This window comes from Cypionkella sp., from assembly GCF_034376685.1.
Classification (GTDB): domain Bacteria; phylum Pseudomonadota; class Alphaproteobacteria; order Rhodobacterales; family Rhodobacteraceae; genus Cypionkella.
In genome coordinates this window covers 77,527-102,841 of the sequence record NZ_JAXMJJ010000078.1, presented here as the reverse complement: position 1 = coordinate 102,841, position 25,315 = coordinate 77,527, and the positions used below count along the sequence as shown (strand labels likewise).

The window sequence follows — 25,315 nt, the reverse complement described above, 5'->3', positions numbered from 1 at the left end:
TCCGCCGCCGGGATCGCGCTGCCCAAGCGGGCATTCTGCGTTGGCAATCGCACAGCAGAGGCGGCGCAGGCGCTGGGATTTGACGCAAGCTCGGCGGGCGGTGATGCCGATGACCTTCTGGCGCAGATCGCAAGCGTCGCGCCGGTCGGGTGTTTGCTGCTGCTGCAAGGACAGGACACGGCAGGAGATTTGCAAAACAGGCTGATTTCCGCAGGTATAGAGACTGTTTCTGTGATCACCTACCGCCAGATTGCGCAGCGCTTGAGTGATGAAGCCATCTTGCTGCTGCAAGGATCAGCGCCGGTGATCCTGCCTGTTTTCTCAGCCCGGTCGGCGGTTTTGCTTGTGGCAGAACTGCGCCGCACTGCGGCAAAAGCGCCGCTTCAGTTGGCTGCGCTTAGTTCTGCTGTGGCGGAAGCCTTTGATTTTCCGACCGAGTTGGTCCAGATCGCCAGCCGTCCTGACAGTTTCGCGATGCAGCAGGCAATCGAGGCCTTGCGCGCGCTTGGATGACTTCTTGAACCACAGGAGGCCTCGGCCTAACTTCAAAGCAACGGCGGCTGAAACGGCAAGGCGCCAAAAGCAAAAGCGAGGTCCGCGATGGCTGACATAGAAACAAGCGAGCTTGAGGCGGCTCCGGTGGTTGCGTCAGAACCGATCCGGGCGGCGCAGGTTCCGGCGCGCAAGAGCGGCTGGCTTGGCCCGATTCTGGGGGGTGTGATTGCGGCGGGGGCGGGTTTTGGCTTGGCGCAATATGTGCCAGGCGGCTGGCCGCTGCAGGATACATCGGCGTTGCAGGCGGCTTTGACCGCACAACAGGCGGAAACGGAGGGGCTTAAGGCGCAACTGGCTGAACTGTCGGCAAAGCCTGCAGCGGCCCCGGATGCGGGATTGACGGCGCGCTTGACCGCTTTGGAAGGCAAAGCTGCGCCAGACATTGCGCCTTTGCAGCAACAACTCACCGCATTCGAGCAGCGCTTGTCCGCACTTGAAGCGGCGCCGATCAGTGGAAATGCTCCGTCGGCGGCGGCTTTGGCGGCACAGAAAGCGGCTGCAGACGCCGTGCTGAAGCAGGCTGAGGAAACCGCCGCGCAGATCAAAGCCGATGCTGAGGCTACGGCGAAAGCGGCCGAGGCCCGTGCGGCTTTGGGCCGGGTGCAGGCGGCATTAGATAGTGGTGCGGCCTATGCCTCGGCGCTCCCCGCTTTGGGCGATGTGCCTGCGGTGCTGAGTGATAACGCGGAAACCGGGGTGCCCACATTGGCCGCGCTGCAAGATGCGTTTCCGGTGGCGGCGCGGGCTGCGCTTGATGCGGCGTTGCGGGCGAATATGGGCGAAAGCTGGTCTGATCGGGCCGCGAACTTTCTGCGCACCCAGACGGGCGCACGATCCCTTGCGCCGCGCGAGGGCAATGACCCTGACGCGATCCTGTCGCGGGCAGAGGCGGCCCTGACGGGGGGCGACATTGCGACAGCGCTGACCGAAATCGCAACGCTTCCGCCCGAAGCGCAAACGGCTTTGGCCGATTGGCAGGCGCTGGCGCAAAAGCGGCAGGCAGCGGTCGCGGCAGTTGCGGGCCTTGCCGCAGCGATGCAATAGGAGCGCGCGATGATCTGGTCTTTGGTCAAGGTTCTGCTGTTCATCGCCGCGATTGCGGGGCTGACCTATGGCGCCGATACGCTGCTGCACAGTGAGGAAGGTGTGCGGATTTCGATGGGGGGGTGGGAGTTCACGCTTGGCCCGTTGCAAACCGCGATCCTGCTGTTGGTGCTGGTGGTGGCGCTGTGGGCCTTGATGAAACTGGTGGGTTTCATCGTCGCAACCCTGCGATTTCTGAATGGGGATGAGACCGCGATCTCGCGCTATTTCGACCGCAACCGCGAACGCAAAGGCTATCAAGCGCTGAACGATGGTTTGATGGCGCTGGCCGCAGGCGAGGGGCGTCTGGCGCTGATGCGTGCTCAGCGGGCGGCGAAATTTCTGGAACGGCCGGAATTGACGACGTTGTTGGTGGCGCAGGCGGCAGAAGCCGCGGGCGATACCAGGCGCGCGACCGAGGCCTACAAGACGCTGCTGGCCAGCGATGCCTCGCGCTTTGTCGGCATTCGCGGTTTGATGAAGCAAAAGCTGGCGGAGGGCGATACCGATACCGCGCTGGCCTTGGCCGAAAAGGCGTTTGCTCTGAAACCAAAGCATGCCGAGACGCAGGATATTCTGCTGAAGCTGCAATCCGAGAAAGCCGATTGGAAAGGTGCACGGGCGACCTTGGGGGCCAAGCTGAAGGCCGGGGCTTTGCCGAAGGATGTCTATCGACGCCGGGATGCCGTGCTGGCTTTGCAAGAGGCCCGCGGCGTGCTGGATGAGACGGCGACGGTTGAAGCGCGGGAGGCCGCGATTGAAGCCAACCGCAAATCACCCGATCTGATCCCGGCTGCGGTGATGGCCGGGCGCGGGTTGATCGACAAAGGTGACAAGAAATCTGCCACCCGTGTGTTGAAAAAAGCATGGGAGATGCTGCCGCACCCCGAGATTGCCGCGGCCTTTGCCGAGATTGAACCCGATGAGGTTCCGCATGAACGGCTAAAGCGCTTCCGGGCGCTGACCGCGTCGCACCCTGACAGCGACGAGACCCGGCTGCTGGTGGCCGAGCTGAACATCACCGCCGAGGAATTCCCGGATGCACGGCGCGCGCTGGGTGATCTGGTGACGCGCCATCCGACACAGCGCGCCCTGGCGATCATGGCGGCGATTGAGCGCGGCGAGGGCGCCGATGACGCGGTGGTGCGGGGCTGGCTGTCGAAGGCGTTGACCGCGCCGCGCGGGCCGCAGTGGTGCTGCGATAAATGTCAGGCGATCCACAGCCTGTGGCAACCGATTTGCGAAAACTGCGGTGGGTTTGACACGCTGAGCTGGCGTGAACCGGTTGAGGTGAACGGGCCCAGCGTGACCGGGGCAGAGCTGTTGCCGCTGATGGTCGGCTCGCCGTTAGGGGCAGCCTCAGCACCCGCGCCGGAGGTGGTGGCAGAGCCTGAGATTATTGATCTGGCAGCGGTGGCGCGCAGCGCGAATTGAAGGCTGTGGCGGGGGTTGACTTCACTTTGGGCGCACCCTAGGAGAAGCCACCAGAAAGTGCCGCTGTAGCTCAGCTGGTAGAGCACGTCATTCGTAATGATGGGGTCGGGAGTTCGAGTCTCTTCAGCGGCACCACTTTCTGAACTCTCGGACAGGGTTAATTTGCAGAATGGAAGATCCCAACGCGGGGCCTTCCTGAAGCTCGTATAACTCGGTTCTCGCAGTGTCGCCCAAGTTCTTTCGGCCGGGCTACTGCACTAACCCGGCCTGCGCGTTTTCAAACCCAAAGATCACTCAGAGGATTTGGCCCAGAGGTTGATCGCCTTTTCTTCCGAGATCGCGTCGATGGCGGCCAGTTCTGTGGGCGTGAAATCAAGGTTGTTGATGGCACCTGCGCAATCGACGATTTGCGATGGTTTGGAGGCGCCGATCAGGGCAGAAGTGATGCCACCCTCGCGCAGAACCCAGGCGATGGACATCTGCGCCAAGGTCTGACCGCGCGCTTGCGCCATGTCGTTCAGCTTTTTCACCGATTCGACGGCTTTCTCGACCACAGATGGATGCAGCGATTTGTCTTGCGCCGCACGGCTGCCTGCGGGAATGCCGTTCAGATACTTGTTGGTCAGCAAGCCTTGCGCCAGCGGCACAAAGGCAATCGAGCCTATGCCCAAATCTTGCAGCGCGGTTTTCAACCCGTCGGTTTCGATCCAGCGGTTGAGGATGTTATAGCTGGGCTGATGGATCAGGCAGGGGGTGCCAAGCTGTTTCAGGATAGCATGGGCTTCGCGGGTGCGCTGTTGGTTGTAGCTGGACAGCCCGACATACAGCGCGCGCCCCGAGCGTACGATATGGTCCAGCGCCATCATGGTTTCTTCCAGAGGCGTGTCAGGGTCGAAGCGATGCGAATAGAAGATGTCGACGTAATCCAGCCCCATCCGCTTCAGCGACTGGTCGCAAGACGAGATCAGATATTTGCGCGATCCCCATTCGCCATAGGGGCCACCCCACATCTCGTAGCCCGCTTTTGATGAGATGATCATCTCATCGCGGTAGGGTTTGAAATCGGTTTTCAGGATATCGCCAAAGGCTTCTTCGGCAGAGCCGGGCGGCGGGCCGTAGTTGTTGGCCAGATCGAAATGGGTGATGCCAAGATCAAACGCGGTCTGGCACATCGCGCGTTTGGTGGCGTGCGGGGTGTCATGGCCGAAGTTGTGCCACAGGCCGAAAGAGATTGCAGGCAGCTTCAGGCCAGATGCGCCGCAGCGGCGATAGGGCATTAGATCATAGCGGTTTTCGGCGGCGGTATACATGGCGAACCCCTTGTTTGGTTTGCGCTAACAGTTCGGCGCAAATCGCGCTTGCGTCAAGGGCGCGGCGAAACGCCTATTCGTAGAAATTGTGATTGGGGGCGGCGTTGCCCTTTGTTGCTGATCACGGCATAGTGTGGATAAGTTTGTTCGGAGTATCCATGTATAGTGTTCAGATCAAGAAAACGTCGCGTATCGTCGCGGGGGCTTTGGCGCTGAGCCTGATGGCGGGATCAGCAGGCCAAGCACTTGATCGGCTTGAGTTTAGCGTTCCGGGTGCGCCAAAAGCGCTGGAGAAAGAACTGCGCGCAGCCTCGATTTTGCTGGCCGCCGAGAAATCCGGCAACACCGATGCGCAGGATGTTTTCACCGATGCGCGGGCGGAATATGCCAGCCTGCTGAACGCGCTGTATGCGCGCGGGTATTATTCGGCAGTGATCCACGTTTACGTCGATGGGGTAGAGGCCGCAAGCATCGCCCCTCTGGATGCACCGGGGTCGATTTCCGCAATCAAGGTCGTGGTCGAACCGGGGCCGGAGTTTGCCTTCAGTCAGGCCCGCATTGCGCCTTTGGCGCGGCGCACCGAACTGCCCGAGGGTTTTGCGGTGGGCAAGACCGCCGAAAGCGGCGTGATCCTTGAGGCGGTGACGGCGGGGGTGAATGGCTGGCGGGCGCAAAGCCATGCCAAGGCCGAAGTTTCCAGCCAAAAACTGACCGCAGATCACAAGACCGCCAAGCTGGCGGCGGATGTAGAGCTGAATCCGGGTCCGAAACTGCGCTTCGGGCCGCTGACCGTGAATGGTGCCGAACGGATGCGCTTGCGCCGGGTGCGCGCTATTGCAGGCCTGCCCGAAGGCGAGGCGTTTTCCCCCGCCGAGTTGGAGCGTGTGGCCTCGCGGCTGCGGCGGACGGGCGTGTTCAAATCGGTGACGCTGACCGAGGATGATTTCATCACCGCGCCTGATCTGTTGGGAATCACCCTGACTTTGGTTGAGGAAAAGAAACGTCGCTACACCTTTGGCGCAGAACTCAGCAGCAATGACGGGGCCACGCTGAACGGCGCCTGGCTGCACCGCAACCTGTTTGGCGGGGGCGAGCGGCTGAAGGTCAGCGGCGATATCACCAATATTGGCGCCACTGACGGCGGGGCGGATTTTGCTTTCGGGATCTCGCTGGAACGTCCGGCCACCTTTACGCCCGATACCACGGCAGGGGTGGAACTGGCCTATGGCAAGCTGAATGAGGCCGATTTTGATGCTGATCTGTTCAGTGCGACGCTGTCGCTGTCGCATGTCGTCTCGGAACAGCTCTCTGGCAAGGCCGGGTTGTCCTATGACCATGCCATTATCACCGACCCGTCAGGGGAGTCGACTTACAAGGCGCTGTCGCTGCCGGTCAGCGTGATCTGGGACCGTCGCGACAACAAGACGGATGCAACCCGCAACATCTATGCGGCGGCCGAGGTGAAGCCGTTCCTGGGTTTTGGCATCACCGATAGCGGTGTGCGGGCGACGCTTGATCTGCGCGGCTACAAAAGCCTGGGCGAAGCGAAGCGTTTGGTGCTGGCGGGGCGGGTGCAGGCGGGTGCGGTGTTTGGCGCAAGCCTGCTGGGCACGCCGCGCGACTATCTGTTCTACTCGGGCGGCGGCGGCACGGTGCGCGGCCAGCCCTATCAATCCTTGGGCGTGAACGTGCTGCGCGACGGGCTTGGAGACACCTATCAGACCGGGGGCAAGACCTTCATGGGCGCTTCGTTTGAGGCACGGATGAAGGTGACAGAGTCGATTGGCGTCGTGGGCTTTGTCGATATGGGCCGGATCGATGCCAATGAATTCTTCAGCGATCTCGGCGATTGGCACGCGGGCGCAGGCATCGGCGTACGCTATGCAACCCCGGTGGGCCCGATCCGGTTGGATCTGGCCGGGCCCGTGGGGGGCAATACGGGGGACGGCATTCAGGTTTATGTTGGTTTGGGGCAAGCATTCTGATGCGGAAATATCTTCTGGCCAGTTGTTTTGCCGTGCTGCCGCTGACGGGTTTCGCACAGACCGATGACCGCGACTATCTGACGGCGTTTCTGGAAGACAGCCTGTCCGGTGCTGGTCGTAAGGTAGTTGTGACCGGTTTTGCCGGGGCGCTGTCATCGCAGGCCAGCCTGACCGAGCTGACGATTGCGGATGATACCGGCGTCTGGCTGACCCTGCGCGATGTCACCCTGGACTGGAGCAGATCTTCGCTGCTTTCCGGTGCCGTGGTGGTGAATGAACTGACGGCGGGCGAGATTGTGCTGGATCGTCTGCCTGCCAGCGGCTCTGACACTCCGTCACCCGAGGCGGGCAGTTTCAGCCTGCCCGAACTGCCGGTTTCGGTAGAGATCGGCGAGATCGCCGCCAAGCGTATCGTGCTGGGGCCAAGCGTGCTGGGCACCGGGCTTGAGGCGACGCTGCAAGCCTCGATGTCTTTGTCGGGGGGCGAGGGCAACGGCAATCTTGTGCTGGAGCGCACCGATACGGGGCCAGCGGGGAAGGTTTCGCTGACAGCGTCCTACGCCAATGCAACGCAACAGTTGTCGATTGATTTGTCTGCCGAAGAAGCGGCGGGCGGCATCGCCTCGGTCAAGCTGGGTTTGCCCGGCGCGCCTTCGGTGGCACTGAACGTGAAGGGGGCAGGCCCGGTTTCCGATTTCGCCGCAGACGTGGCGCTGACCACCGATGGCGTGGATCGGCTGGCGGGCAAGATTACTCTGAAGGGTCAGGCCGATGAGGCAACGGCGTTCTCGGCTGATCTGGCGGGCGATCTGGCACCCTTGTTCCTGCCGTCCTATGCCGAGTTCTTTGGCAATTCGGTCAGCCTCACCACTGCAGGCCAACGCTGGCCGGATGGTCGGTTGGCGCTGGACAGCCTGACGGTCAACGCCAAGGCGCTGGCATTGCAAGGCTCGCTGGCTTTGGCCCCGGACGGCTTGCCGCAAAAGTTCAATCTGTCAGGCAAGATCGCCGCGCCCGATGGCAGCCCGGTGCTTTTACCGCTGACCACGGACCTTCCGGTCAAGGTTAACTCCGCTGATATCGCCGTGGGCTATGACGCCACGCAGGACGAAGGTTGGAACGCCAATATCGCCGTGTTGGGCTTTGACAGAGCCGATTTTCGCGCCAGCAGCCTGTCGATTTCCGGCTCGGGTCGTATCACACGACTGGCAGGTGCGCGGCAGGTCGGCGGCACCTTCCGCTATGCCGCCGAGGGGCTAGAGCCGACCGATCAGAATCTTGGCCGCGCACTGGGCGCGGTGGTCTGGGGCGATGCTTCGGCCTATTGGCGCGAGGGCGATGGCAGCGTCACCGTGCAACGGATGAGCCTGAGCGGCGAGGATTATTCCGCGCTGCTGAATGGCAAGATCGAAGGGCTGGGGGATGCGTTCGCCATCACCGGCAAAGCCAGTGCAAACATGGCCGATCTGTCGCGGCTGTCGGGCCTTGCCGGGCGCAATCTGGCGGGCGCGGCAGAGGTGTCAGTCAGCGGCAACGGCAGCCCGATCACCGGCGCGTTTGATCTGACGGGCAGTGCCACGGGCACCGACATGCGGGCGGGCGTTGCTGAACTGGACAATCTGTTGCGTGGGCAGGCCACCGTGACGGCCTCTGTCCTGCGCACCACCGAAGGCACCACGCTGCGCGATCTGACAGTGCAGGCATCGTCGTTGAAGATGAAAGCCTCAGGCAGCTTGGCCAGCACGGGTAGCGACATCACCGCCAATCTTCTGTTCCGCGATTTGGCCAGTTTGGGCGGGCAATATCGCGGCGCGCTGGGCGGAGAAGCGCATCTGACCGGGACATTGGCGGCAGGCAAGCTGACGTTTGATGCCAATGGCCGCAGTTTGGCGATTGGCAATCCGCAGGCGGACAAGCTGCTGGCAGGCAACTCTGTCTTGGGATTGGTGCTGTCGATGAAAGACAGCGTGATCCAAGTCGACAGCGCCACGTTGTCCAACCCGCAACTGGAGGCGCAAGCCTCGGGCAGCGTGACGGGCGACAAACAGACGGTTGATCTAACGGCGCGGCTGAAGAACCTTGCGCTGATCGTGCCAGAGTTTCCGGGCGCTTTGTCGGTGACAGGCACGGCGGTGCAGGATGCGTCGGGTGTGACGCTGGATCTGGAAGGCAAGGGGCCGGGGCAGATTGATGCGACGGTCACGGGCAAGATTGCGCCGGGGTTCGGCACGGGTGATCTGGCGATCAAGGGCACAGCGCAGGCGGCATTGGCCAACGCATTCATCCAGCCGAGGGCGATTTCGGGCCAGATGGGCTTTGATCTGCGGCTGAATGGCCCGTTGGGGTTGCAGTCTTTGTCTGGCCCGGTGACGCTGTCAGGCGGGCGCTTGGCAGACCCCGCACTGAACTTTGCCTTGCAAGACATTACTGCGCGGGCCGATCTGGCACGGGGCAATGCAGTGATTGATGTGACCACGGCGGTCTCGTCTGGGGGCAGCATTGCGGTGCGCGGCAGCGCGGGCCTCAGCGCGCCCTATACGGGCGATCTGGCGGTGGATCTGCGCGCGGTCACGTTGCGCGATCCTGATCTCTATGAAACCACGCTGAACGGCGGTGTCACGCTTAAAGGCCCACTGATGGGCGGGGCGTTGATTGCGGGCAGGATTGCGCTTTCGGAAACCGAGTTGCGCGTGCCCTCGACTGGCTTCGGCGGCGCGGGAGGTTTGCCGGGGCTGGAGCATAAGAACGAGCCGCGTCCCGTGCGCGCCACCCGTGCGCGGGCAGGTCTGCTGGGCTCGGGTGCGGATGCAGGCCGGGGCGGCAGTGGGCCGGGCTATGGGCTGGACATCACCCTATCGGCGCCCAGCCTGTTCATCCGTGGCCGGGGACTGGATGTTGAGATGGGCGGCGAGCTGCGCTTGCTTGGTAGCACCAATGCCGTGGTGCCTTCTGGCGCGTTCAACCTGATCCGCGGGCGGTTGGAGATTTTGGGTAAACGCCTCGATCTGTCTGAGGCGGTATTGCAGATGGAGGGCGATCTGGTGCCCTCGATCCGTATCGTTGCCAGCACCGAGAACGAAGGCATCACCAGCGGCGTGACGATTGAAGGCCCGGCGACCGATCCGGTGGTAACCTTCAGCTCGACCCCGGAACTGCCGCAGGAAGAAGTGCTGGCGCAACTGCTGTTCGGGCAGGGCCTACAGAACCTTTCGGCGTTTCAGGCGCTGCAACTGGCCAATGCGGTGGCAACTTTGGCGGGGCGCGGCGGCGAAGGCGTGGTGTCAAAACTGCGCGAGAGCTTTGGCTTGGACAATCTGGATGTGAAAACCGATGCCTCTGGCGGGGCTTCGGTTACTGCGGGTAAGTATCTGACCAAGAACATCTATTCCGAAGTCACCGTCGATCAGAACGGCCAGTCCGAAATCAATCTCAATCTGGATGTCAGCAAATCCGTCACGCTGCGGGCGAGGTCAGGTTCGGATGGCGATACCGGCTTGGGCGTGGTGCTGGAGAAAGATTACTGAAACGGGCGGCGGTTGCGGTTGCGCTCTGCATCTACGGCCGCCCCCAGCAGCACCGCATAGGCGCTGACGTAAAGCCACATCAGCAGCACAACCACAGCACCAATCGAGCCATAGACCCGGTTGTAAGACGCAAAATTCGCCAGATACAGCGTAAAGCCGCGCGTCGCCACAACCCACAGCACGATGGCCACCAGCAGACCCCAGGACAACAGCGGCGGCTTGGTGCTGGTGTAATTTGGCCCCAACCGGTAGGCGAGGCTGACAGCCAGAACCGCGGCGACAATGCCCAACAGCAAGTTCGAATCCGCCAGCAGCGAACCGGGGATGGCGCTGGGCAGATAGGCCAAAACCACCGGCAGGATCACGGCCATCACCAAAGCCGCAAGCACCAGCCCAACCAGCACAAAGGTCAGCACAATCGCACGCAACTGATGCCAGTGACCGGACCGGTTTGGCAGATGATGGATGGCATTCAGCCCCCGGATCAGCGCTGCCACCCCCGCCCGCGCCGACCACAGCGCCAGCGCCGTCGACAGCAGTGTCGCCAGCCCAAGCTTACCGCTTGGCACCGCCAGCAGCGCCTCGACCTGCCCGAAGATCAGCGAATAGGCATCTTGCGGCAGAAAGCCCCGCAGCAATTCAATCTCTTGCCGGATCACTGAAGGGTTCGAGATAAAACCCCAGATCGCGATGATCGCCGCCGCCGCTGGAAAGATCGCCAGAAAGGCATAGAAGGCGACACCCGCCGCGATCAGATCCAGCTCTGCCTGTTCGGTGCGGCGATAGTAGCGCAAGATCGCTGCGTTGACGTTGGGGGGCAGCAATCGCAATCGCATCAGTCTTCGCCTTCCAGCCGCACACGCAATTCGCGCAATACGGGTAACACCGCGCGGACCTTATCGGCTCCCAATGCGGTGACAACTTCTGCGATCAGCGGCGAAACTGAGGCGACAGCCGCGTCGCGGGCGGAACGGCCCGACGGGCTGATCGCGACAAACTTCTGCCGGGCATCGTCCCAATCTGGGCGAATATGGATATGGCCGGCCCATTCCAGCTTGGCGAGGGTGTTGGTCATAGCACCACGGGTCACATGAAAGGCACGCGCCAGTTGCGCCGGGGTGCGTTCTTCATTCAACCGCGCCAGATGGTTCAGCACCGAGAAATGCGACAGCTCCATCCCCTTCGGCAGCGCCTTCGAGATGCGGTTGCGCGCCAACTGATCAGCCATGAACAGCTCGCCAAACAGCGCCACAGCGATCTCATCGGTGCGCGGGTCGATCATGGGCCGGTAAACTCCCGGTCATGGGTCAGCGAGGGCACGCGGGCGCGGGCTTTGGTGACGGCGTCGAGGTTAAGGTCAACAAAGGTGACGCCGGGTTCGGTGCCCGCATCGGCAAGGATTTCGCCCCAAGGTGCGATGGCCAGCGAATGGCCATAGGTATTGCGGCCCTTGCCGTGGGTTTCGGGATGGAAACCCGTTTGCGCCGGTGCCAGCACGAAGCAGCCGGTTTCAATCGCCCGCGCCCGCAGCAGCGTGTGCCAGTGCGCAGCGCCGGTAATGTGGTTGAACGCGGCGGGAACCGTGATGATCTGCGCACCGCCTTGCGCCAGACGCCGATACAGATGCGGAAAACGCACGTCATAGCAGACGGTCATGCCGATCTTGCCGAAGGGGGTTTCTGCCAACACCGCCTTGGTGCCGGGCCGATAGCCTGCGGATTCGCGATAAACCTCGGTTTCCGACACGTTCACGTCAAACATGTGGATCTTGTCGTAGCGCGCCGCAATCTCACCTGTGGGCGAGATCAGAAACGAGCGATTGGCAAAACGGCCATCTGCATCATGGGTCAGCACGCCCAAAGACCCGATCAACAGCCAGATCCCCGCTTTCGCCGCCTGATTGCGCAAAGCGGCCAAGGTTTCATCCTGATCCTCATGCCGCATCACGCTGCGTTGATGCGTGCGGCTGGAGGACAAAAGGTTGGTGCATTCCGGGGTCAGCACAAGACCCGCCCCCCCTGCCGCCGCCGCCGCGATATGCGCCTGCGTTACCGCCAGATTGGCCACCAGATCATCGCCAACCGTCAGTTGCACCAGCCCCGCGCGCATCAGGCCAACATCGGATCAAGTTTGCCGGCATGGTCCAGCGCATGCAGATCGTCGCAGCCGCCGACATGGGTGCCGCCAATGAAAATCTGCGGCACCGAGCGCCGCCCCGCCCGTTCGGTCATGGCTTGGCGCACCGCAGGGTCAGCCCCCACGTCGATTTCTTTGAAGGCCACGCCCTTTTTCTTCAGCAGGCCTTTGGCGGCGATGCAGTAAGGGCAGGTCTGGGTGGTATAAATCTCAACGGTTTTCATCAGCAAATCCTTAGAGTCTGGGGTGACTATAAGGATTTAGGCATCCTTCGCAACGCGGGCTAGGGCCAGAACGGAAATCCCCGTTGCGCCGCCTGCAATGCAGGCCTCAGCGGCGGCGGCAAAAGTCGCACCCGAGGTCATCACATCGTCGACCAGCAGCACATGACGCCCCTCCACCCGGTTCGCCCGCCGTGGATGCAGCACCAAGGCATCGGCCATATTGGCAAAGCGGCCATCACGGCTGCGGCCTTCCTGACTGCCGGTATGACGGCGGCGAATCAGCAGGTCGGGGCAATGATCCAGATCGGCCAGCTTCGCCACCGCTGCTGACAGCAACGCCGCCTGATTGTAGCGCCGCTTGATCAGCCGCAGCCAATGCAGCGGGATCGGGGCCACGATCATCCCCGGTTTGAGCATCGGACCTGCCACCCGATGCAGCCAGTGCGCCGCAGGCCGCGCCAGATCCAAGCGATCGCCATGTTTCAAAGCCAGCACCAGCCGCCGCGCATTATCGCGATACAGCATCGCTGCCCGTCCCTGCGACCAAGGCCGTGCGATGGTCAGGCAATCATCGCAATGCTCGGGCTTGCCTGTCTCTTCTCCCGGCAACGGCACGCCGCAGTGATCGCACACCAGCCCGGTGATGAACGGCGTTTCGCGCCAGCAGGTGCCGCACAGCCCGAAATCCGTTGTCACCAGCGCATCGCAGGTCAGGCACTGCGGCGGGTAGATCAGATGCAGCGCGGCTTGCAATCCCATGCCTTCCCCCTATGGTCGCGCCCCATGACGCCAACCCTGCCCATGACTTTGACAGACCGCAAAGCCCTTGCCCTGCACCGCGCCCGCGCGACGGCGTTCTTCTTGCAGGAAGAAGCGGTCGCCGAAGTGCAGGATCGCCTGAGCGAAGTTAACAGGTCGTTTACAAACCCGGTGGTGGTGACGGCTTTTCCGCAATTATGGCCAGATTTTCCGTCAATTGCCGACAACGACACGCTTGATCTGCAAACCGAGGCGCAGGATCTGGTGATCGACGCCCTCACCCTGCATTGGGCAAATGATCCGGTCGGACAACTGGTGCAATGCCGCCGCGCGCTGCGCCCAGACGGGCTGTTTCTTGGCCTGCTGTTTGGTGGCCAAACCCTGCATGAGCTGCGCGCCTGTCTGGCGCAGGCCGAGGCGGAAACCACAGGCGGGATTTCGCCCCGCGTGCTGCCGATGGGCGAGATTCGCGATCTGGGCGGGCTGTTGCAACGCGCAGGCTTCGCGCTGCCGGTGGCCGACAGCTTCACCAAAACCGTGTTCTATCGCGATGCCTTTCACCTGATGGCCGATCTGCGCGCGATGGGCGAGGGCAACGCCTTGGCCGCGCGGCTAAAGCACCCGACACGCCGCGCCGTCCTTGCCCGTGCCGCGCAGATATATGCCGCAACCTATGCCACGCCCGATGGCCTGATCCCGGCAACGTTTGAGATCATTTGCCTGACCGGATGGGCACCACATGAGACTCAGCAAAAGCCGCTGCGACCGGGTTCGGCAACGGCCCGGTTGGAAGATGCGCTAAAGGCCGCAGTCAAGAACGGTTGACGCCGGGCCACGCCGCGTTATCTCGGGGGCAGCTTTAGGAGCCAATATGACCGACATCGCCCCCGGAACCGGACGCCTTGCCCATGCCCCTGCGGATCACCCGAAGGTGAAACAAGCCAAGATCGGCATTCTGCTTGCCAATCTCGGCACGCCGGATGGCTATGACTATTGGTCGATGCGGCGGTATCTGTCGGAGTTTCTGTCAGACAAGCGCGTGGTCGATATCCCGGATTGGAAGTGGCAGCCCTTGCTGCAACTGATCATCCTGACCAAGCGGCCCTTCACATCAGGCGCGAATTACAAGCTGATCTGGAACCATGAGAAGAACGAAAGCCCGCTGCTGACCATCACCAAGGCGCAGACGGCGGCGATTGCGCAGGCGATTGCCGCCAAGCATGGCGATGGCGTCATGGTCGATTTTGCCATGCGCTATGGCAATCCCTCGACGGAATCGAAGGTCAAGGCGATGGTCGCGGCGGGTTGCGAGAAGATTTTGTTCTTCCCGCTCTATCCGCACTATGCAGGTGCCACTTCGGCCACCGCCAACGACGCCTTCTTTGCGGCTTTGATGAAAGAGAAACGTCAGCCCGCCGCCCGCACGGTGCCCGAATACTTCGATCACCCCGCCTATATCGAGGCCCTCGCGCAATCGGTCGAGCGCGCCTATGCAAGCCTGGATCACAGGCCGGATGTGCTGGTCACCAGCTACCACGGCATGCCGATTCGCTATCTGATGGAGGGCGATCCCTATCACTGCCAATGCGCCAAAACCTCGCGCTTGCTGCGCGAGCGTTTGGGTTGGGACAAAGGCACAATCGACGTGACCTTCCAATCCGTGTTTGGCCGCGAGGAATGGCTGAAGCCGTATACGGTGAACCACGTCGCGGAACTGGCTAAACAGGGGAAAAAACGCATCGCGGTGATGGCACCTGCGTTTTCAGCCGATTGCATCGAGACGCTGGAAGAAATCAACGGCGAAATCCGCGAGTCGTTTGAACACGCGGGTGGTGAGGTGTTCACCTATATCCCGTGCCTGAACGACGAAACCGCCCATATCAACGCGCTGGTGCAGGTGATCGAGGAAAACCTTGCAGGCTGGATATAGCGTCAGATCAAAAGGCTGTTGCGCAATGCCAGCGCAACTTCCATCCGCAAAATAGAAAAGGACGGCAGATTGCTCTGCCGTCCTTTCTAAATTCGATCCAAGGATTAGTTGGACGAAACTGCAGCAGCCACAACCAAGAGCAGCAGCAGCGGAATCAGGATGCCGCCCGAGGACGACGTCGTCGCAGCTGCGACAACTTCCGGCTCCATAACCGGTTCAACAACGCCACCAGCGAAAGCGGTGGTAGCAGCAACCGACAAAGCGGCGGCGAGAGCGATTTTTTTCATGTCTATCTCCAGTTTTCTGCATACCGCCAAATTCGCAGAGGCGACGGCACACACCCAAGAATATTCCTCGTATCCGATCTCTACCCCGCCCGCCCGCGAAATTGCAACGATCTGTCAAAAGCCGATGCTAAAGCGTGTGGCCTTGTCGTCAATTTAGCAACACCTTTGAGGCAATTGCCGGGGGCGGCACGAGGCAAGGAAAAAACTGTGGATTCAACATGAATCAAAGCCACCGAGCTGGCTGCGAAAGCCAGTATCGGCAGCTAGAAATCAATAGGGTTGCGTTAAAGCAACAGAACCTGCGTGCCGACTTTGACCAAAGAATACAGCTCGAGGATATGCTCGTTGTACAGACCCACGCAGCCGCTGGAAGACCTGCGGCCAATCTTGCGGGTGTCGTGCGTGCCGTGGATCCGGTAGGCGGGCCATCCAAGATACAATGCGCGGACGCCAAGCGGGTTATCCGGCGAGCCACCTTCAATGACCTTCGGCCATTCCGGGTTGCGCTCCAGCATAGACTTGGTGGGAATCCAGCGCGGATTCTCAACCTTTTGAATGACATCGGTGCGACCGCGCCGCGTCAGCTCGTCATTCAGCGGCACCGAGGTCGGGTAAAGCTTGTAGATGCTTTGGTCTTCCGACCAGTAATGCAACGCCCGTGAGTTCAGATCCGCAAGAATCACACCATTGCGGGTGTTGTCGAAGTGGTCGCGCCAATCCAGCATCCGAAACGCCGAGATGTTGTTGCGCACGGCACCAGCCAGCGGCGTATCAGGCTCAGTGGAGTTGGCCAGCTGTGCGGCGGCGGGCAGGGCTGCGGTTGACATCACCGCCGCCGCGCTGCCCAGAAACAGGCGGCGGTTCAGCGTGTTGCGGGGGTCGGCGGTCATGCGCTCTTCTCCAGTTTCTTCTGCTCAGGGGGTCTGCAATGCGATCTGCTTTTTGCGGCTTTTACTGCTTTGCGGTCCCCGCCGCAAATCAAACACACGTTAGTTGGCGAACTAACGCCAAGTTTAACACATTATCGCAGGGTTGGATTTGAAACCCGCGCTGGAGTTCGTTAAGCACAAGCAAACAAAGGGCCAGAAGCAGCCCCTATCAGGTGAAATACAGATGAACAGACGGACAGTCCTTGTCGCAGGCAGTGCAGCCTTGCTGGTCGCTTCGTGTGGCATGAGCTCGGCCCCTCCGGTGGATGCCAGCGGCACTGCCGCGCCGCGCGTCTATCGCATCAACAAGGCCGAGGCCGAGACAATCCCGTTCCGTTTGCTTGATTCGGTGAATGCGCTGCGTTCGGCCAAAGGCGCGCAGCCTCTGGCGTACAATGCCGCCCTGAATGCCGCCGCCCTGACCCATTCGCGTGACATGGCGGTGCAGAATCGGCCCTGGCATTTCGGGTCAGATGGTTCCTCGCCGCTGCTGCGGGTGCAGCGCGTCGGCTACACCGGGCAGTTTATGGGAGAGACCATCTCGGAAACCTATCAGACCGAGTTGGAGACCCTCTCGGCCTGGATGGCAGAAGCGGATACCCGCGACGTTATCCTGAATCCGTCAGCGCGCGAGATCGGCTTTGCCTGGTTCCAAGAGCAATCGGGCAAAATCTGGTGGACACTGGTTCTGGGCGGCTGATCGGCCCCGAACTTGTTGCACTGATGAAAAAGGGGCCTGCGTGGCCCCTTTTCTATGCGCTACGGCAAGATTTGTATCGGCGTGCCCGGATTGATCATCGCATAAACCCGCTCGATCTCTTCATCCGACACCGAGATACAGCCCGCCGTCCAATCCCGGCTGGAAACCTTGCGGGGCTTGCCATTGGCTTTGCGCGGTGGCCCACCGTGAATCATGATGTCACCGCCCGGCGGCTTGCCCAGCAACGCGGCATTGGCGCGATCTTCATTGTTGGGATAGCTGATGCCCAGCGACAGGTGGTAGCGCGAATCCGGGTTGCGGTGGGTGATGTAATAAACCCCCTCAGGCGTCTTGTTGTCGCCCTCGAATTCCTTGTGGCCGACCGGCGCGCCACCCAGCCCGATGTCGTATGCCTTGATCACCTTGCTGTTGTGCAGCAGATACATCTTGCGATTGGCCTTTTGCACCTGCACCGAGGTGATCTCAGGCCCGTTATAAGTTTTGAATTTTGACGAACAGGCGGTCAACGCCAGCCCAGCCAAAATCACCAGAAGAATCCGAAAAACCCGCATCGACTGCCCGTCCGCTATTATATTTTTCCTGCTGAGTAGCGAAAAAACCGCAGGTTGCCTAGTCTGCGAATCGGCACAGCCGATCACGCTTTTTTCAACGATAGCACAACTGGCTTAGCTGCGGCTGAACTTTGCGACCAGTTCCACATGCGAAGACCAGCGGAATTGGTCGACGACCTGCACCCAATCCAGATGATACCCACCCGCAATCAGCACCTTGGCATCGCGGGCAAAGCTGACCGGGTTGCAGGATACGCTGGCAATCACCGGCACCTTGCTACGCGCCAGCACAGCCATCTGTGCCTCGGCCCCGGCGCGCGGCGGGTCGATGACCACGGCCTCAACACCTTTGAACTCATCATCTTCCAGCGGGCGGCGGAACAGATCGCGGGTTTCCACCGTCACGCGCTTCAACCCTTCGGTGTTATGTGCAGATTTTTCCAAGGCCACCATCATCGCGGCTTCACCTTCCACCGCATGCACCTCGGCGCGCTCTGCCAAGGGCAGCGCAAAGGTGCCCACGCCTGCGAACAGATCGACAATCTTCTTGGCTGATCCAATCGCCAAAGCCACCGAGCGCAGCAGCGCCTGCTCACCCTCAACCGTTGCCTGCAAAAACGCACCGGGCGGCGGCGACACCAAAGCGCGGCCAAACCGCTGCATCGGTGCGGTGCGCAGCGCCACGGTATCGCCGTTCCAGGTCAGCCGCGCAAAGCCGTAAGTCTCGGTCACGCGCGCCAGTTCCAACTGCAACTGTCCGTCCAAAGGCTTGCCACCGACCACCATCACATCGGCGCCGGACAAGGACCGTGTCACCGTCAGCGAAACCTCTGCCGTGCGCGAGCCGCCCAGCTTCACCAGCGCCTGCAGTCCCGGAAACGCCGCGATCAGGTCGGGATGCAGCAACTGGCAGTTCGGCACCTCGACGACCATGTCGGACGCGCGGGCATGAAATCCCATCAGCGCCCCGGTCTTGGTCCGTCGCGCCGCGATCGTGGCCCTGCGCCGTGACTTCGGCGGTGAGGTGATGATCGGCCTGAACTCGGCCTCCAACCCCTGCCCAGCCAGCGCGCCCTTCACGATCCCCAGCTTCCAATCGGCGACAAACGCCTCCGAAGCGTGCTGCATCATGCAGCCGCCGCAGGTCTTGGCATGCACACAAGGCGGTTTCACCCGATTGACCGAAGGCGTCACAATGCGGAAGTCTGCCAGTTGATCGCCTTGCAGATCGCCCTCAACCTCTTCGCCCGGCAGCATTCCGGGCACATAGATCACGCCCTCCGGCCCCTGTGCGATCCCGTCGCCAAGGTGGCCCAACCGTTCGATGGTGACTTTCACTCTGCCGCTTCCTTTTCTTCGGTGCCGATGAAGCCGCCCGATTGGCGATTCCAATAGCGTGCGTATAACCCGCCCGCTGCCAACAACTCTGCATGGCTGCCCTGTTCCACAACGCGGCCCGCGTCAAGCACGACGATTCGGTCCATCTCGGCAATCGTTGACAGCCGGTGTGCAATCGCCAGCACGGTCTTGCCCCGCATCACCGATGTCAGCGCATCCTGAATGCTGGCCTCGACTTCCGAATCCAGCGCCGAAGTCGCCTCATCCAGCACCAGAATCGGCGCGTCTTTCAGGAAGGCGCGTGCCAAGGCGATGCGTTGCCGCTGCCCACCAGAAAGCTTGACGCCCCGCTCGCCCAGATAAGCGTCATAGCCCTTGCGCCCGGAAAAATCGCGCAGGTTCAGGATGAACTCATGCGCCTCGGCCTGCTTGGCCGCCGCAATCATCATCTCTTCGGTGGCATCGGGGTTGCCATACATGATGTTCTGACGCGCCGTGCGGTTGAACATCGCGGTTTCCTGCGTGACCATGCCGATCTGCCGCCGCAATGACTCTTGCGTCACCGCCCGCACATCAATGCCGTCAATCAAGATTCTGCCCTTTTCGGCGTCATAGAGCCGCAACAGCAGCGCCACCAGCGTCGATTTCCCCGCACCGGACGCGCCAACAATGCCGATCTTTTCCCCGGCCTTGATCGTCAGGTTCAGATCATCCACGCCGCCCCGCCCGTCGTCGGTCTTGCGGCCATAGGCAAAGTTCACATGCTCCATCCGCACTTCGCCTTGCACACGCGGCATCTCTACGGCACCCGAGGCATCCTGCAACGTATAGGGCGGTGTCAGGGTTTTCACGCCATCCTCAACCTCCCCCAGATTGCCAAAGATCGCCATCAGGCTGAACGAAACCCATCCGGTCATCTGCGCCAGACGGAATGCAATCGCCCCCGCTGCCGCAATATCCCCCGCCGTTGCCCCGCCTTGCGACCAAAGCCAAACCGTCGCCCCCACCAACACCACCGGAAGCACCCCGGCCAGTGCCATCAGGCTCAGGCGGAACCAGCTGGAGATAATGCCGTACTCGATCGCCTTGTCGCGGAAAGCGTTCATCGCCTCCAGCGCCACGCCATCCTCGTGCCGCGAATGCGCGAACAGTTTGACGGTTTTCATATTGGTGACGGTATCGACAATCTGCCCGGTCACCATTGCCCGCGCCGCTGCCCGTGCCCCCGAAGCGCCGCGCACCTTCTTCAGAAATCCCTTGATAAACAGGATGTAAGCAACAACCCATGCCACCAGCAGCCAGGAAATCCAGCCGTTGATCGTGCTGAGCAGCGCCACCGAGCCGATCACCGAAGCCAGCGAAAACGCCATGGTTTCGACGCTGCCCGACACCACATCCGTCGCCGCCCGCGCCACCTGCATCTGCTTTTGCGCAATCCGTCCGGCAAAATCGTTGTCAAAGAACGTCACCGCTTGCCCGAGTGTCCAGCGGTGCATCCGCGAAAGGATCAGCGGGAACAGGTTGGGCTCGACAACAATAGCCGCTGCATGGGTGGTCATCCCGAAAATCAGCGGCCGCGCGATCAGGTAGAAGCCGACAAAGCCGACGAACAGCCAGATATGATCGCGAAACACCGTGTCGGGGTTGGCGGTGTTGGCCGCGTCAATCACATCGCCCAGAATCGTCGCCGAAATCGCCTCTAGTGATCCCGAACAGGCTGACCAGAACGTCGCCCACAGGATGCCCGGCCAAGCCCCCTGCACCGCCCACAGGAAAAACTTCCATGTTGTCGCGGGCGGGCTCGTGGATGCAGGGCGGAACGGCTTGATTGTGGGAAATAGCTTCATGCGCCCGACTCCAACTCATCCGTCTCCAACCCGATGAACCCACCGGATTGGCGCGCCCAGAATCGGGCATAAAGCCCGTTCGCTTTCAGCAGTTCCGCGTGGGTGCCCTGTTCGGCCACACGGCCATCTTCCAGCACCACAATCCGGTCCATCGCGGCAATCGTCGACAGCCTGTGCGCAATCGCGATCACGGTTTTGCCCTGCATCACGCCGAACAACGCCTCTTGAATCGCCGCCTCTGCCTCAGAATCCAGCGCCGAAGTCGCCTCATCCAGGATCAGAATCGGCGCGTCCTTCAGGATCACCCGCGCCAAAGCCACCCGTTGCCGCTGCCCGCCCGACAGCTTAACGCCGCGTTCGCCGACATGGGCATCATAGCCCATCCGCCCCTCAGGGTCTTGCAATGTCAGGATAAACTCATGCGCGTCGGCTTGTTTCGCCGCCGCAATCATCTGCGCCTCGGTCGCCTCAGGCCGCCCATACAGGATATTCTCGCGCACCGAGCGGTGCAGCAAACTGCTGTCTTGGCTCACCATGCCAATCCGCGTGCGCACCGAATCCTGCGTGACCCGCGCAATATCCTGCCCATCAATCAAAATCCGCCCCGCCTCGGTGTCATAGAACCGCAGCATCAGCTTCACCAAGGTTGACTTACCCGCGCCCGAGCGCCCGACAACGCCAATCTTCTCCCCTGGTGCCACGTCCAGCGAAATCGCCTGCAACCCACCCGAGCCGCGCCCGTAGTGGTGCGAAACGCCCTCAATCTGCACGCGCCCCTGACGGAAATCCAACGCCCCCGCCCCCGGTTGATCGACCAATGCAATCGGCTGCGTGATCGTCTGCATGCCTTCTTGCACCGTGCCAAGGTTCTGCACCAGATTGGTCGTCGCCCACATGATCCAATAGGTCATGTTGTTCAACCGCAGCACCAAAGTCACCGCCGCGGCCACCGTGCCAACGCTGGCAAGGCTTTGATACCAAAGCCACATCGCCCAAGCCGTCACCGCCACGATCAGCAAGCCGTTCAACACGGTCAGGATGATATCCATCTTGGTGACCACGCGCATTTCCGCAAAAAACGTCTGCCGCGCGCGTTCAATCGCCTCGCGTCCGTAGTTTTCTTCCAGATCGTGATGCGCGAACAGCTTCACCGAATGGATGTTGGCATAGGCATCGACCACGCGGCCCGTGACTGCCGAGCGCGCATCCGAACTGGCCGTCGCCGCAGGTCCCGCCCGCCGAATCGTCCAGCGCATCAGCGCGACATAGCCCGCAAACCACAGCACCAGGGGCAGCAACAACCGCACATCCGCCCCCGCCAGCATGATCGCAGCACCCACGAGGGTGGTTGAGGCAAAAGCCACCGCGTCAAAGGTCTGAAACACCGCCTCCCCCGCTGCCGGAGGCGCCTGCATGATGCGGTTGGCAATCCGGCCCGCGAAATCGGACTCGAACCATCCCACAGGTTGCCGCAGCACATGCCGATGCGCCCGCCAGCGCATCATCGTGCCGAAATTCGGCAAAATGGTGTTGTGCAGCAAGGCCACACCCGTGCCGCCAATCATGGGCCGCAGAATCAGAACCGCAAGCCCGACAAGCAAAATCTCGGTGCCGTGGCTGGCCCAGACTTGCGCCGGATCGCCGTTCGCCAGCAGATCCACCAAGCGCCCGACATACCAGATCAACCCAACATCAAACGCCGAATTCGCCGTCGCCACCACCGCAGTGACCGCAAAAACACCCTTAAAAGGCCGCACATAGTCACGCAGAAACGGCCACAGCTTGCGTGGCGGTGTGTCGGTTTGGGCGTAGGTCGCATAGGGGTCAACAAGACCCTCAAAGAACTTGAACATGATGATCTCGCGCGTTGCCCTTGGCATATAGGGCCTAAGGGGGGCGAAGGAAACCTTACGCCAGCAGGTCAGACTTGCGCAGATAAAGGTCAGAGGCAAGCCAGCGCGCCTCTATTTCGCGCAGTTTTTTGCCCAAGGCCGGGCCTTGCAGCGCGGGCATCAGATCGGCGGCTGTCACCGGGATCGTGCTGGCCACCCCGCGCGCAATCTCGCTTTGCCAGTGTTCAGGCGGCAAGGATTCAAACAATGCCGCACGGCACAGCACCGTATCAGCGGCTTGCTCAACCCCCAGCTTCCATCCTAGGGCCGCTGGTGTCATAGCTGATCCAACATAGTTTCTAACCGCCGTAATAGAGCCTAAATCCGCCCGCGAAAGCCGCAAGGCATCAGCCGGATCAATGCCGCCCAAAATCGCCAAACGCCGCTGCCACCGCGGCGCCAGATCACCCTCCAGATGCACCAGAACGCTCAGCGCCTTGGCATCTGATCCCGGCAGAACGCGCGCAAGAATCCCGGCTTGTGCCATCGTAGCCACCGCTGGCGCGGGGTCGCGCGCGTCAAGCAGTTTGCGCATCTCGGCCCCAATGCGTTCGCGCGAAAGACCTTCGATGCCATCAGCATTGGCTGCACAAGCTGCCAACCCTTCGGCATCAATCCCAGCCGCAGGATCACCATAGACCGCATGAAACCGGAAAAACCGCAGGATGCGCAGGTAATCTTCGCGAATCCGCGCCTCTGGCTCACCGACAAAGCGCACCCGCCGCGCCATCAGGTCAGGCAGGCCGCCCAACGGGTCCAGCACCGCACCATCCGCCCGTGCATAAAGCGCATTCATCGTCAGATCACGCCGCGCGGCATCCTCGGCCACATCGGTCGAGAACGCCACCACCGCCCGTCGCCCATCGGTTTCCACATCGCGCCGAAACGTCGTGACCTCATGCGCAAGCCCCTGCGCGATCACCGTCACCGTGCCGTGCTCAATCCCGGTCGGAACAACATGAAATCCCGCAGTTTCAGCAAGGTCAGAGACGATTTCAGGCCGCGCATCCGTCGCAACATCAATATCCGCAACGGCAACACCCAGCAGCGCATTGCGCACACAGCCACCCACGAACAGCGCCTGATACCCGGCCTCTGTCAAAACAGCGCACAGCGCCTGCGTGCCGGGATGGTCGATCCAGTCTCCCGAGATTTTCATGACGCCATCTCGGCCAGATTGCGCAATATCCGCGCCGTAGCCCCCCAGATGTAATACGGCCCATATGGCACCGCAAAATAGCGACGCGGCTGGCCCTTCCAGACCCGACCCTCAATGACAAACTGGCCTCGGTCCAGAACATGCGCCAAGGGCACGGTGAACACTTCGTCCACTTCCCCCGCTTCGGGCACCGGGCTAAAATCGTCTCTGACAACGCCCAAAATTGGTGTGATCATGTAGTTTGTCACGGTTTCATGCGTCGGCAAACGCCCCAGAATCTCAACCCGATCCTGCGGCAGACCAATCTCTTCCCAGGTCTCGCGTAGCGCCGCCGCCTCTGGCCCGCTATCCCCCGCATCCACCTTGCCACCCGGAAAGGCGATCTGCCCCGGATGGTGTTTCAGATGCGAGGACCGCTTGGTCAGAATCAACTGCGCGCCGTCTGGCCGCAGCCAAACCGCGATCAACACCGCCGCCGCCCGCAAGATCCGCGTATCGGGCAGCAGAACCGGGTTCAGGTCAAAATCCGACGACTCGCCCGCAGGACGGGCGAGTGCATCTTTCAGGCGGGCAATTTCATCCCGCATCACCCGGCGCTTTCACTGCGTCAAACCCAAGGGTTTTAGGGTCGAACTCGTAATGTTTGCCGCAGAACTGGCAATCGGCGGTGACCACCCCTTCCGGCGTGGTCATGTGCTTGATGTCTTTCGCCGAATAGATCGACATCGCCTGCACCACCTTTTCCGGCGAGCACGAGCAGCCGAAATGCACCACTTGCGCGTCAAACACCCGTGGTTGTTCTTCGTGGAACAGCCGCACCAGCAGATCGGTCGGCGCAACCGTCGGCCCGACCAGCTCGATTTCCTCAACCGTATCCAGCAAGGCGTTGGCGCGCGTCCAGTTCTCGGCCTCGTCTCCGGCCAGAATGTCGATATGGCTCAGCAAGCCGCCTTCGCCCGATCCAGCTTCGGCCGCAACCGAGCCGCCAACCGCCGGCATATGCTGCAACATCACGCCGCCCGCCCGCCAATGTGCGGCTTCCCCCGGCATTTGGCTTTTGCCGAAAGTCAGCGCGAAGCGCGTCGGGATCTGTTCGGATTGCGCGAAATAGGTCTGCGCACAGTCCGACAAGGACCGGCCCGCAATCGGGGTAAAGCCTTGATAGGGCTGCATATCCTGGCCCTGATCAATCATCACCGCGAAATAGCCCTCGCCGATCTGGCTGAACGGTTCGGCATTCAGATCCAGCCGTTCCGCATCATAGCTGGCATAGGCGCGGATGCGCGCGGGCTCGCCATCCTCAGATGGGCCATAGTAATCGGTCGCGATCAGCCGTGCGGGGCCCTTGCCGCGGATCTGCAACGACAGTTTCCAGCGCAGCTTCACCGATTGGCCAATCAGCGCGGTCAGCACAGCGGCTTCGGCCACCAGCGCCTCGATCACCGGCGGGTAGTTGTGCTGCTTCAGCACATTGTCCAGCGCGCCATCCAGCCGCGCCACGCGGCCACGGATGTCAGAGCGGTCAAGTTGAAAGGGCAGGACGGTATCGTCCCAAGCGATTTGCAAAGGGGAGGTCATGGGGTTTCCTAAACGTGCCAAGCTTGGCATACCGCGCCTATATAGGCAGAGCAACCGCGCACCCAAGGGGCAA

23 protein-coding genes and 1 tRNA gene are annotated in these 25,315 nt (G+C 61.5%); 9 read left to right on the top strand and 15 right to left on the bottom strand.

The features are described from left to right. The first annotated feature begins 12 nt into the window (after nucleotides 1-12). The 4 genes from U1A24_RS14965 to U1A24_RS14950 all read left to right on the top strand — a co-directional run bounded on the left by U1A24_RS14965 (nucleotide 13) and on the right by U1A24_RS14950 (nucleotide 3,207). The gene (locus tag U1A24_RS14965; protein ID WP_322322778.1) at nucleotides 13-513 is read left to right on the top strand and encodes a uroporphyrinogen-III synthase; all 501 of its coding nucleotides are present in this window, start codon (nucleotides 13-15) and stop codon (nucleotides 511-513) included. A gap of 87 nt (nucleotides 514-600) precedes the next feature. After that, complete coding sequence (locus U1A24_RS14960; RefSeq protein WP_322322773.1) at nucleotides 601-1,599, top strand: hypothetical protein; 999 nt, start codon at nucleotides 601-603, stop codon at nucleotides 1,597-1,599. Nucleotides 1,600-1,608: 9 nt separating this feature from the next. Then, a complete protein-coding gene (locus U1A24_RS14955) occupies nucleotides 1,609-3,072 on the top strand; it encodes a heme biosynthesis protein HemY (protein WP_322322772.1) in 1,464 nt (487 codons plus the stop codon). 59 nt (nucleotides 3,073-3,131) lie between these two features. Next, nucleotides 3,132-3,207 (top strand) — tRNA-Thr (locus U1A24_RS14950). A 155-nt stretch (nucleotides 3,208-3,362) separates the two neighbouring features. On the opposite strand, the gene mgrA is transcribed toward U1A24_RS14950, so the two are convergent. Continuing rightward, nucleotides 3,363-4,382, bottom strand: a complete 1,020-nt coding sequence (mgrA, locus tag U1A24_RS14945) for an L-glyceraldehyde 3-phosphate reductase (RefSeq protein ID WP_322322771.1) — start codon at nucleotides 4,380-4,382, stop codon at nucleotides 3,363-3,365. A gap of 158 nt (nucleotides 4,383-4,540) precedes the next feature. On the opposite strand from mgrA, the gene U1A24_RS14940 reads away from it, so the two are divergent. After that, on the top strand, nucleotides 4,541-6,367 hold the full coding sequence (locus U1A24_RS14940) for an autotransporter assembly complex family protein (RefSeq protein ID WP_322322770.1): 1,827 nt from the start codon (nucleotides 4,541-4,543) through the stop codon (nucleotides 6,365-6,367). Beyond that, a complete protein-coding gene (locus U1A24_RS14935) occupies nucleotides 6,367-9,891 on the top strand; it encodes a translocation/assembly module TamB domain-containing protein (protein ID WP_322322769.1) in 3,525 nt (1,174 codons plus the stop codon). Before U1A24_RS14940 ends, U1A24_RS14935 begins: the two co-directional genes overlap by 1 nt. On the opposite strand, the gene U1A24_RS14930 is transcribed toward U1A24_RS14935, so the two are convergent. Genes U1A24_RS14930 through U1A24_RS14910 form a run of 5 tightly spaced genes read right to left on the bottom strand, consistent with a single transcriptional unit; the run spans nucleotide 9,885 to nucleotide 13,010 of the window. Further along, nucleotides 9,885-10,727, bottom strand: a complete 843-nt coding sequence (locus tag U1A24_RS14930) for a YihY/virulence factor BrkB family protein (RefSeq protein WP_322322768.1) — start codon at nucleotides 10,725-10,727, stop codon at nucleotides 9,885-9,887. The genes U1A24_RS14935 and U1A24_RS14930 overlap by 7 nt on opposite strands. Then, the gene (locus U1A24_RS14925) at nucleotides 10,727-11,170 is read right to left on the bottom strand and encodes a MarR family winged helix-turn-helix transcriptional regulator (protein WP_322322777.1); all 444 of its coding nucleotides are present in this window, start codon (nucleotides 11,168-11,170) and stop codon (nucleotides 10,727-10,729) included. Before U1A24_RS14925 ends, U1A24_RS14930 begins: the two co-directional genes overlap by 1 nt. Further along, nucleotides 11,170-12,000, bottom strand: coding sequence for a carbon-nitrogen hydrolase family protein (locus U1A24_RS14920; protein WP_322322767.1), 831 nt, complete (start codon nucleotides 11,998-12,000; stop codon nucleotides 11,170-11,172). The genes U1A24_RS14925 and U1A24_RS14920 overlap by 1 nt, the downstream gene beginning before the upstream one ends. Beyond that, entirely contained in the window at nucleotides 12,000-12,251 is a 252-nt protein-coding gene (gene grxC, locus U1A24_RS14915) for a glutaredoxin 3 (protein WP_322322766.1), read from the bottom strand. Before grxC ends, U1A24_RS14920 begins: the two co-directional genes overlap by 1 nt. A 36-nt stretch (nucleotides 12,252-12,287) precedes the next feature. Next, a complete protein-coding gene (locus tag U1A24_RS14910; RefSeq protein WP_322322765.1) occupies nucleotides 12,288-13,010 on the bottom strand; it encodes a double zinc ribbon domain-containing protein in 723 nt (240 codons plus the stop codon). A gap of 24 nt (nucleotides 13,011-13,034) precedes the next feature. Between U1A24_RS14910 and U1A24_RS14905 the strand changes: the two genes are divergently transcribed. Beyond that, entirely contained in the window at nucleotides 13,035-13,835 is an 801-nt protein-coding gene (locus U1A24_RS14905) for a methyltransferase domain-containing protein (RefSeq protein WP_322322764.1), read from the top strand. Between the two features lie 46 nt (nucleotides 13,836-13,881). Further along, entirely contained in the window at nucleotides 13,882-14,940 is a 1,059-nt protein-coding gene (gene hemH / locus U1A24_RS14900) for a ferrochelatase (protein ID WP_322322763.1), read from the top strand. Nucleotides 14,941-15,044: 104 nt separating this feature from the next. Here the strand turns inward: hemH and U1A24_RS14895 are convergent, their stop codons facing one another. Continuing rightward, nucleotides 15,045-15,227 (bottom strand): hypothetical protein, encoded by a 183-nt coding sequence (locus U1A24_RS14895; RefSeq protein ID WP_322322762.1) that lies wholly within the window; start codon nucleotides 15,225-15,227, stop codon nucleotides 15,045-15,047. 284 nt (nucleotides 15,228-15,511) lie between these two features. After that, entirely contained in the window at nucleotides 15,512-16,117 is a 606-nt protein-coding gene (locus U1A24_RS14890; RefSeq protein WP_322322761.1) for a L,D-transpeptidase, read from the bottom strand. 223 nt (nucleotides 16,118-16,340) lie between these two features. On the opposite strand from U1A24_RS14890, the gene U1A24_RS14885 reads away from it, so the two are divergent. Next, nucleotides 16,341-16,856, top strand: coding sequence for a CAP domain-containing protein (locus U1A24_RS14885; RefSeq protein ID WP_322322760.1), 516 nt, complete (start codon nucleotides 16,341-16,343; stop codon nucleotides 16,854-16,856). 59 nt (nucleotides 16,857-16,915) lie between these two features. Here U1A24_RS14885 and U1A24_RS14880 read toward each other — a convergent pair whose 3' ends face one another. From U1A24_RS14880 to U1A24_RS14850, 7 genes are all read right to left on the bottom strand, one after another. Then, nucleotides 16,916-17,428: a L,D-transpeptidase family protein gene (locus tag U1A24_RS14880; protein ID WP_322322759.1), complete on the bottom strand. Its 513-nt coding sequence runs from the start codon at nucleotides 17,426-17,428 to the stop codon at nucleotides 16,916-16,918. A 114-nt stretch (nucleotides 17,429-17,542) separates the two neighbouring features. Continuing rightward, a complete protein-coding gene (locus tag U1A24_RS14875; protein ID WP_322322758.1) occupies nucleotides 17,543-18,766 on the bottom strand; it encodes a class I SAM-dependent RNA methyltransferase in 1,224 nt (407 codons plus the stop codon). Then, nucleotides 18,763-20,613: an ABC transporter ATP-binding protein gene (locus U1A24_RS14870; protein ID WP_322322757.1), complete on the bottom strand. Its 1,851-nt coding sequence runs from the start codon at nucleotides 20,611-20,613 to the stop codon at nucleotides 18,763-18,765. The genes U1A24_RS14875 and U1A24_RS14870 overlap by 4 nt, the downstream gene beginning before the upstream one ends. Then, nucleotides 20,610-22,466, bottom strand: a complete 1,857-nt coding sequence (locus tag U1A24_RS14865) for an ABC transporter ATP-binding protein (protein ID WP_322322756.1) — start codon at nucleotides 22,464-22,466, stop codon at nucleotides 20,610-20,612. The genes U1A24_RS14870 and U1A24_RS14865 overlap by 4 nt, the downstream gene beginning before the upstream one ends. A 55-nt stretch (nucleotides 22,467-22,521) precedes the next feature. Continuing rightward, the gene (locus U1A24_RS14860) at nucleotides 22,522-23,664 is read right to left on the bottom strand and encodes a CCA tRNA nucleotidyltransferase (RefSeq protein WP_322322755.1); all 1,143 of its coding nucleotides are present in this window, start codon (nucleotides 23,662-23,664) and stop codon (nucleotides 22,522-22,524) included. Then, nucleotides 23,661-24,251: a CoA pyrophosphatase gene (locus tag U1A24_RS14855; RefSeq protein ID WP_322322754.1), complete on the bottom strand. Its 591-nt coding sequence runs from the start codon at nucleotides 24,249-24,251 to the stop codon at nucleotides 23,661-23,663. The genes U1A24_RS14860 and U1A24_RS14855 overlap by 4 nt, the downstream gene beginning before the upstream one ends. Then, nucleotides 24,241-25,242: an Hsp33 family molecular chaperone HslO gene (locus U1A24_RS14850; RefSeq protein ID WP_322322753.1), complete on the bottom strand. Its 1,002-nt coding sequence runs from the start codon at nucleotides 25,240-25,242 to the stop codon at nucleotides 24,241-24,243. Before U1A24_RS14850 ends, U1A24_RS14855 begins: the two co-directional genes overlap by 11 nt. Nucleotides 25,243-25,315: the final 73 nt, after the last annotated feature.

Bases quoted from the DNA above. Each gene is read 5' to 3' on its own strand.
- U1A24_RS14955 (WP_322322772.1), top strand. From the start codon at position 1,609: ATGATCTGGTCTTTGGTCAAGGTTCTGCTGTTCATCGCCGCGATTGCG.
- U1A24_RS14935 (WP_322322769.1), top strand. From the start codon at position 6,367: ATGCGGAAATATCTTCTGGCCAGTTGTTTTGCCGTGCTGCCGCTGACG.
- U1A24_RS14860 (WP_322322755.1), bottom strand. From the start codon at position 23,664: ATGAAAATCTCGGGAGACTGGATCGACCATCCCGGCACGCAGGCGCTG.
- U1A24_RS14920 (WP_322322767.1), bottom strand. From the start codon at position 12,000: ATGCGCGCGGGGCTGGTGCAACTGACGGTTGGCGATGATCTGGTGGCC.
- U1A24_RS14850 (WP_322322753.1), bottom strand. From the start codon at position 25,242: ATGACCTCCCCTTTGCAAATCGCTTGGGACGATACCGTCCTGCCCTTT.
- U1A24_RS14960 (WP_322322773.1), top strand. From the start codon at position 601: ATGGCTGACATAGAAACAAGCGAGCTTGAGGCGGCTCCGGTGGTTGCG.
- U1A24_RS14930 (WP_322322768.1), bottom strand. From the start codon at position 10,727: ATGCGATTGCGATTGCTGCCCCCCAACGTCAACGCAGCGATCTTGCGC.
- U1A24_RS14910 (WP_322322765.1), bottom strand. From the start codon at position 13,010: ATGGGATTGCAAGCCGCGCTGCATCTGATCTACCCGCCGCAGTGCCTG.
- U1A24_RS14890 (WP_322322761.1), bottom strand. From the start codon at position 16,117: ATGACCGCCGACCCCCGCAACACGCTGAACCGCCGCCTGTTTCTGGGC.
- grxC (WP_322322766.1), bottom strand. From the start codon at position 12,251: ATGAAAACCGTTGAGATTTATACCACCCAGACCTGCCCTTACTGCATC.
- U1A24_RS14885 (WP_322322760.1), top strand. From the start codon at position 16,341: ATGAACAGACGGACAGTCCTTGTCGCAGGCAGTGCAGCCTTGCTGGTC.
- mgrA (WP_322322771.1), bottom strand. From the start codon at position 4,382: ATGTATACCGCCGCCGAAAACCGCTATGATCTAATGCCCTATCGCCGC.
- U1A24_RS14905 (WP_322322764.1), top strand. From the start codon at position 13,035: ATGACGCCAACCCTGCCCATGACTTTGACAGACCGCAAAGCCCTTGCC.
- U1A24_RS14855 (WP_322322754.1), bottom strand. From the start codon at position 24,251: ATGCGGGATGAAATTGCCCGCCTGAAAGATGCACTCGCCCGTCCTGCG.
- U1A24_RS14940 (WP_322322770.1), top strand. From the start codon at position 4,541: ATGTATAGTGTTCAGATCAAGAAAACGTCGCGTATCGTCGCGGGGGCT.
- U1A24_RS14870 (WP_322322757.1), bottom strand. From the start codon at position 20,613: ATGAAGCTATTTCCCACAATCAAGCCGTTCCGCCCTGCATCCACGAGC.
- U1A24_RS14880 (WP_322322759.1), bottom strand. From the start codon at position 17,428: ATGCGGGTTTTTCGGATTCTTCTGGTGATTTTGGCTGGGCTGGCGTTG.
- U1A24_RS14895 (WP_322322762.1), bottom strand. From the start codon at position 15,227: ATGAAAAAAATCGCTCTCGCCGCCGCTTTGTCGGTTGCTGCTACCACC.
- U1A24_RS14865 (WP_322322756.1), bottom strand. From the start codon at position 22,466: ATGTTCAAGTTCTTTGAGGGTCTTGTTGACCCCTATGCGACCTACGCC.
- hemH (WP_322322763.1), top strand. From the start codon at position 13,882: ATGACCGACATCGCCCCCGGAACCGGACGCCTTGCCCATGCCCCTGCG.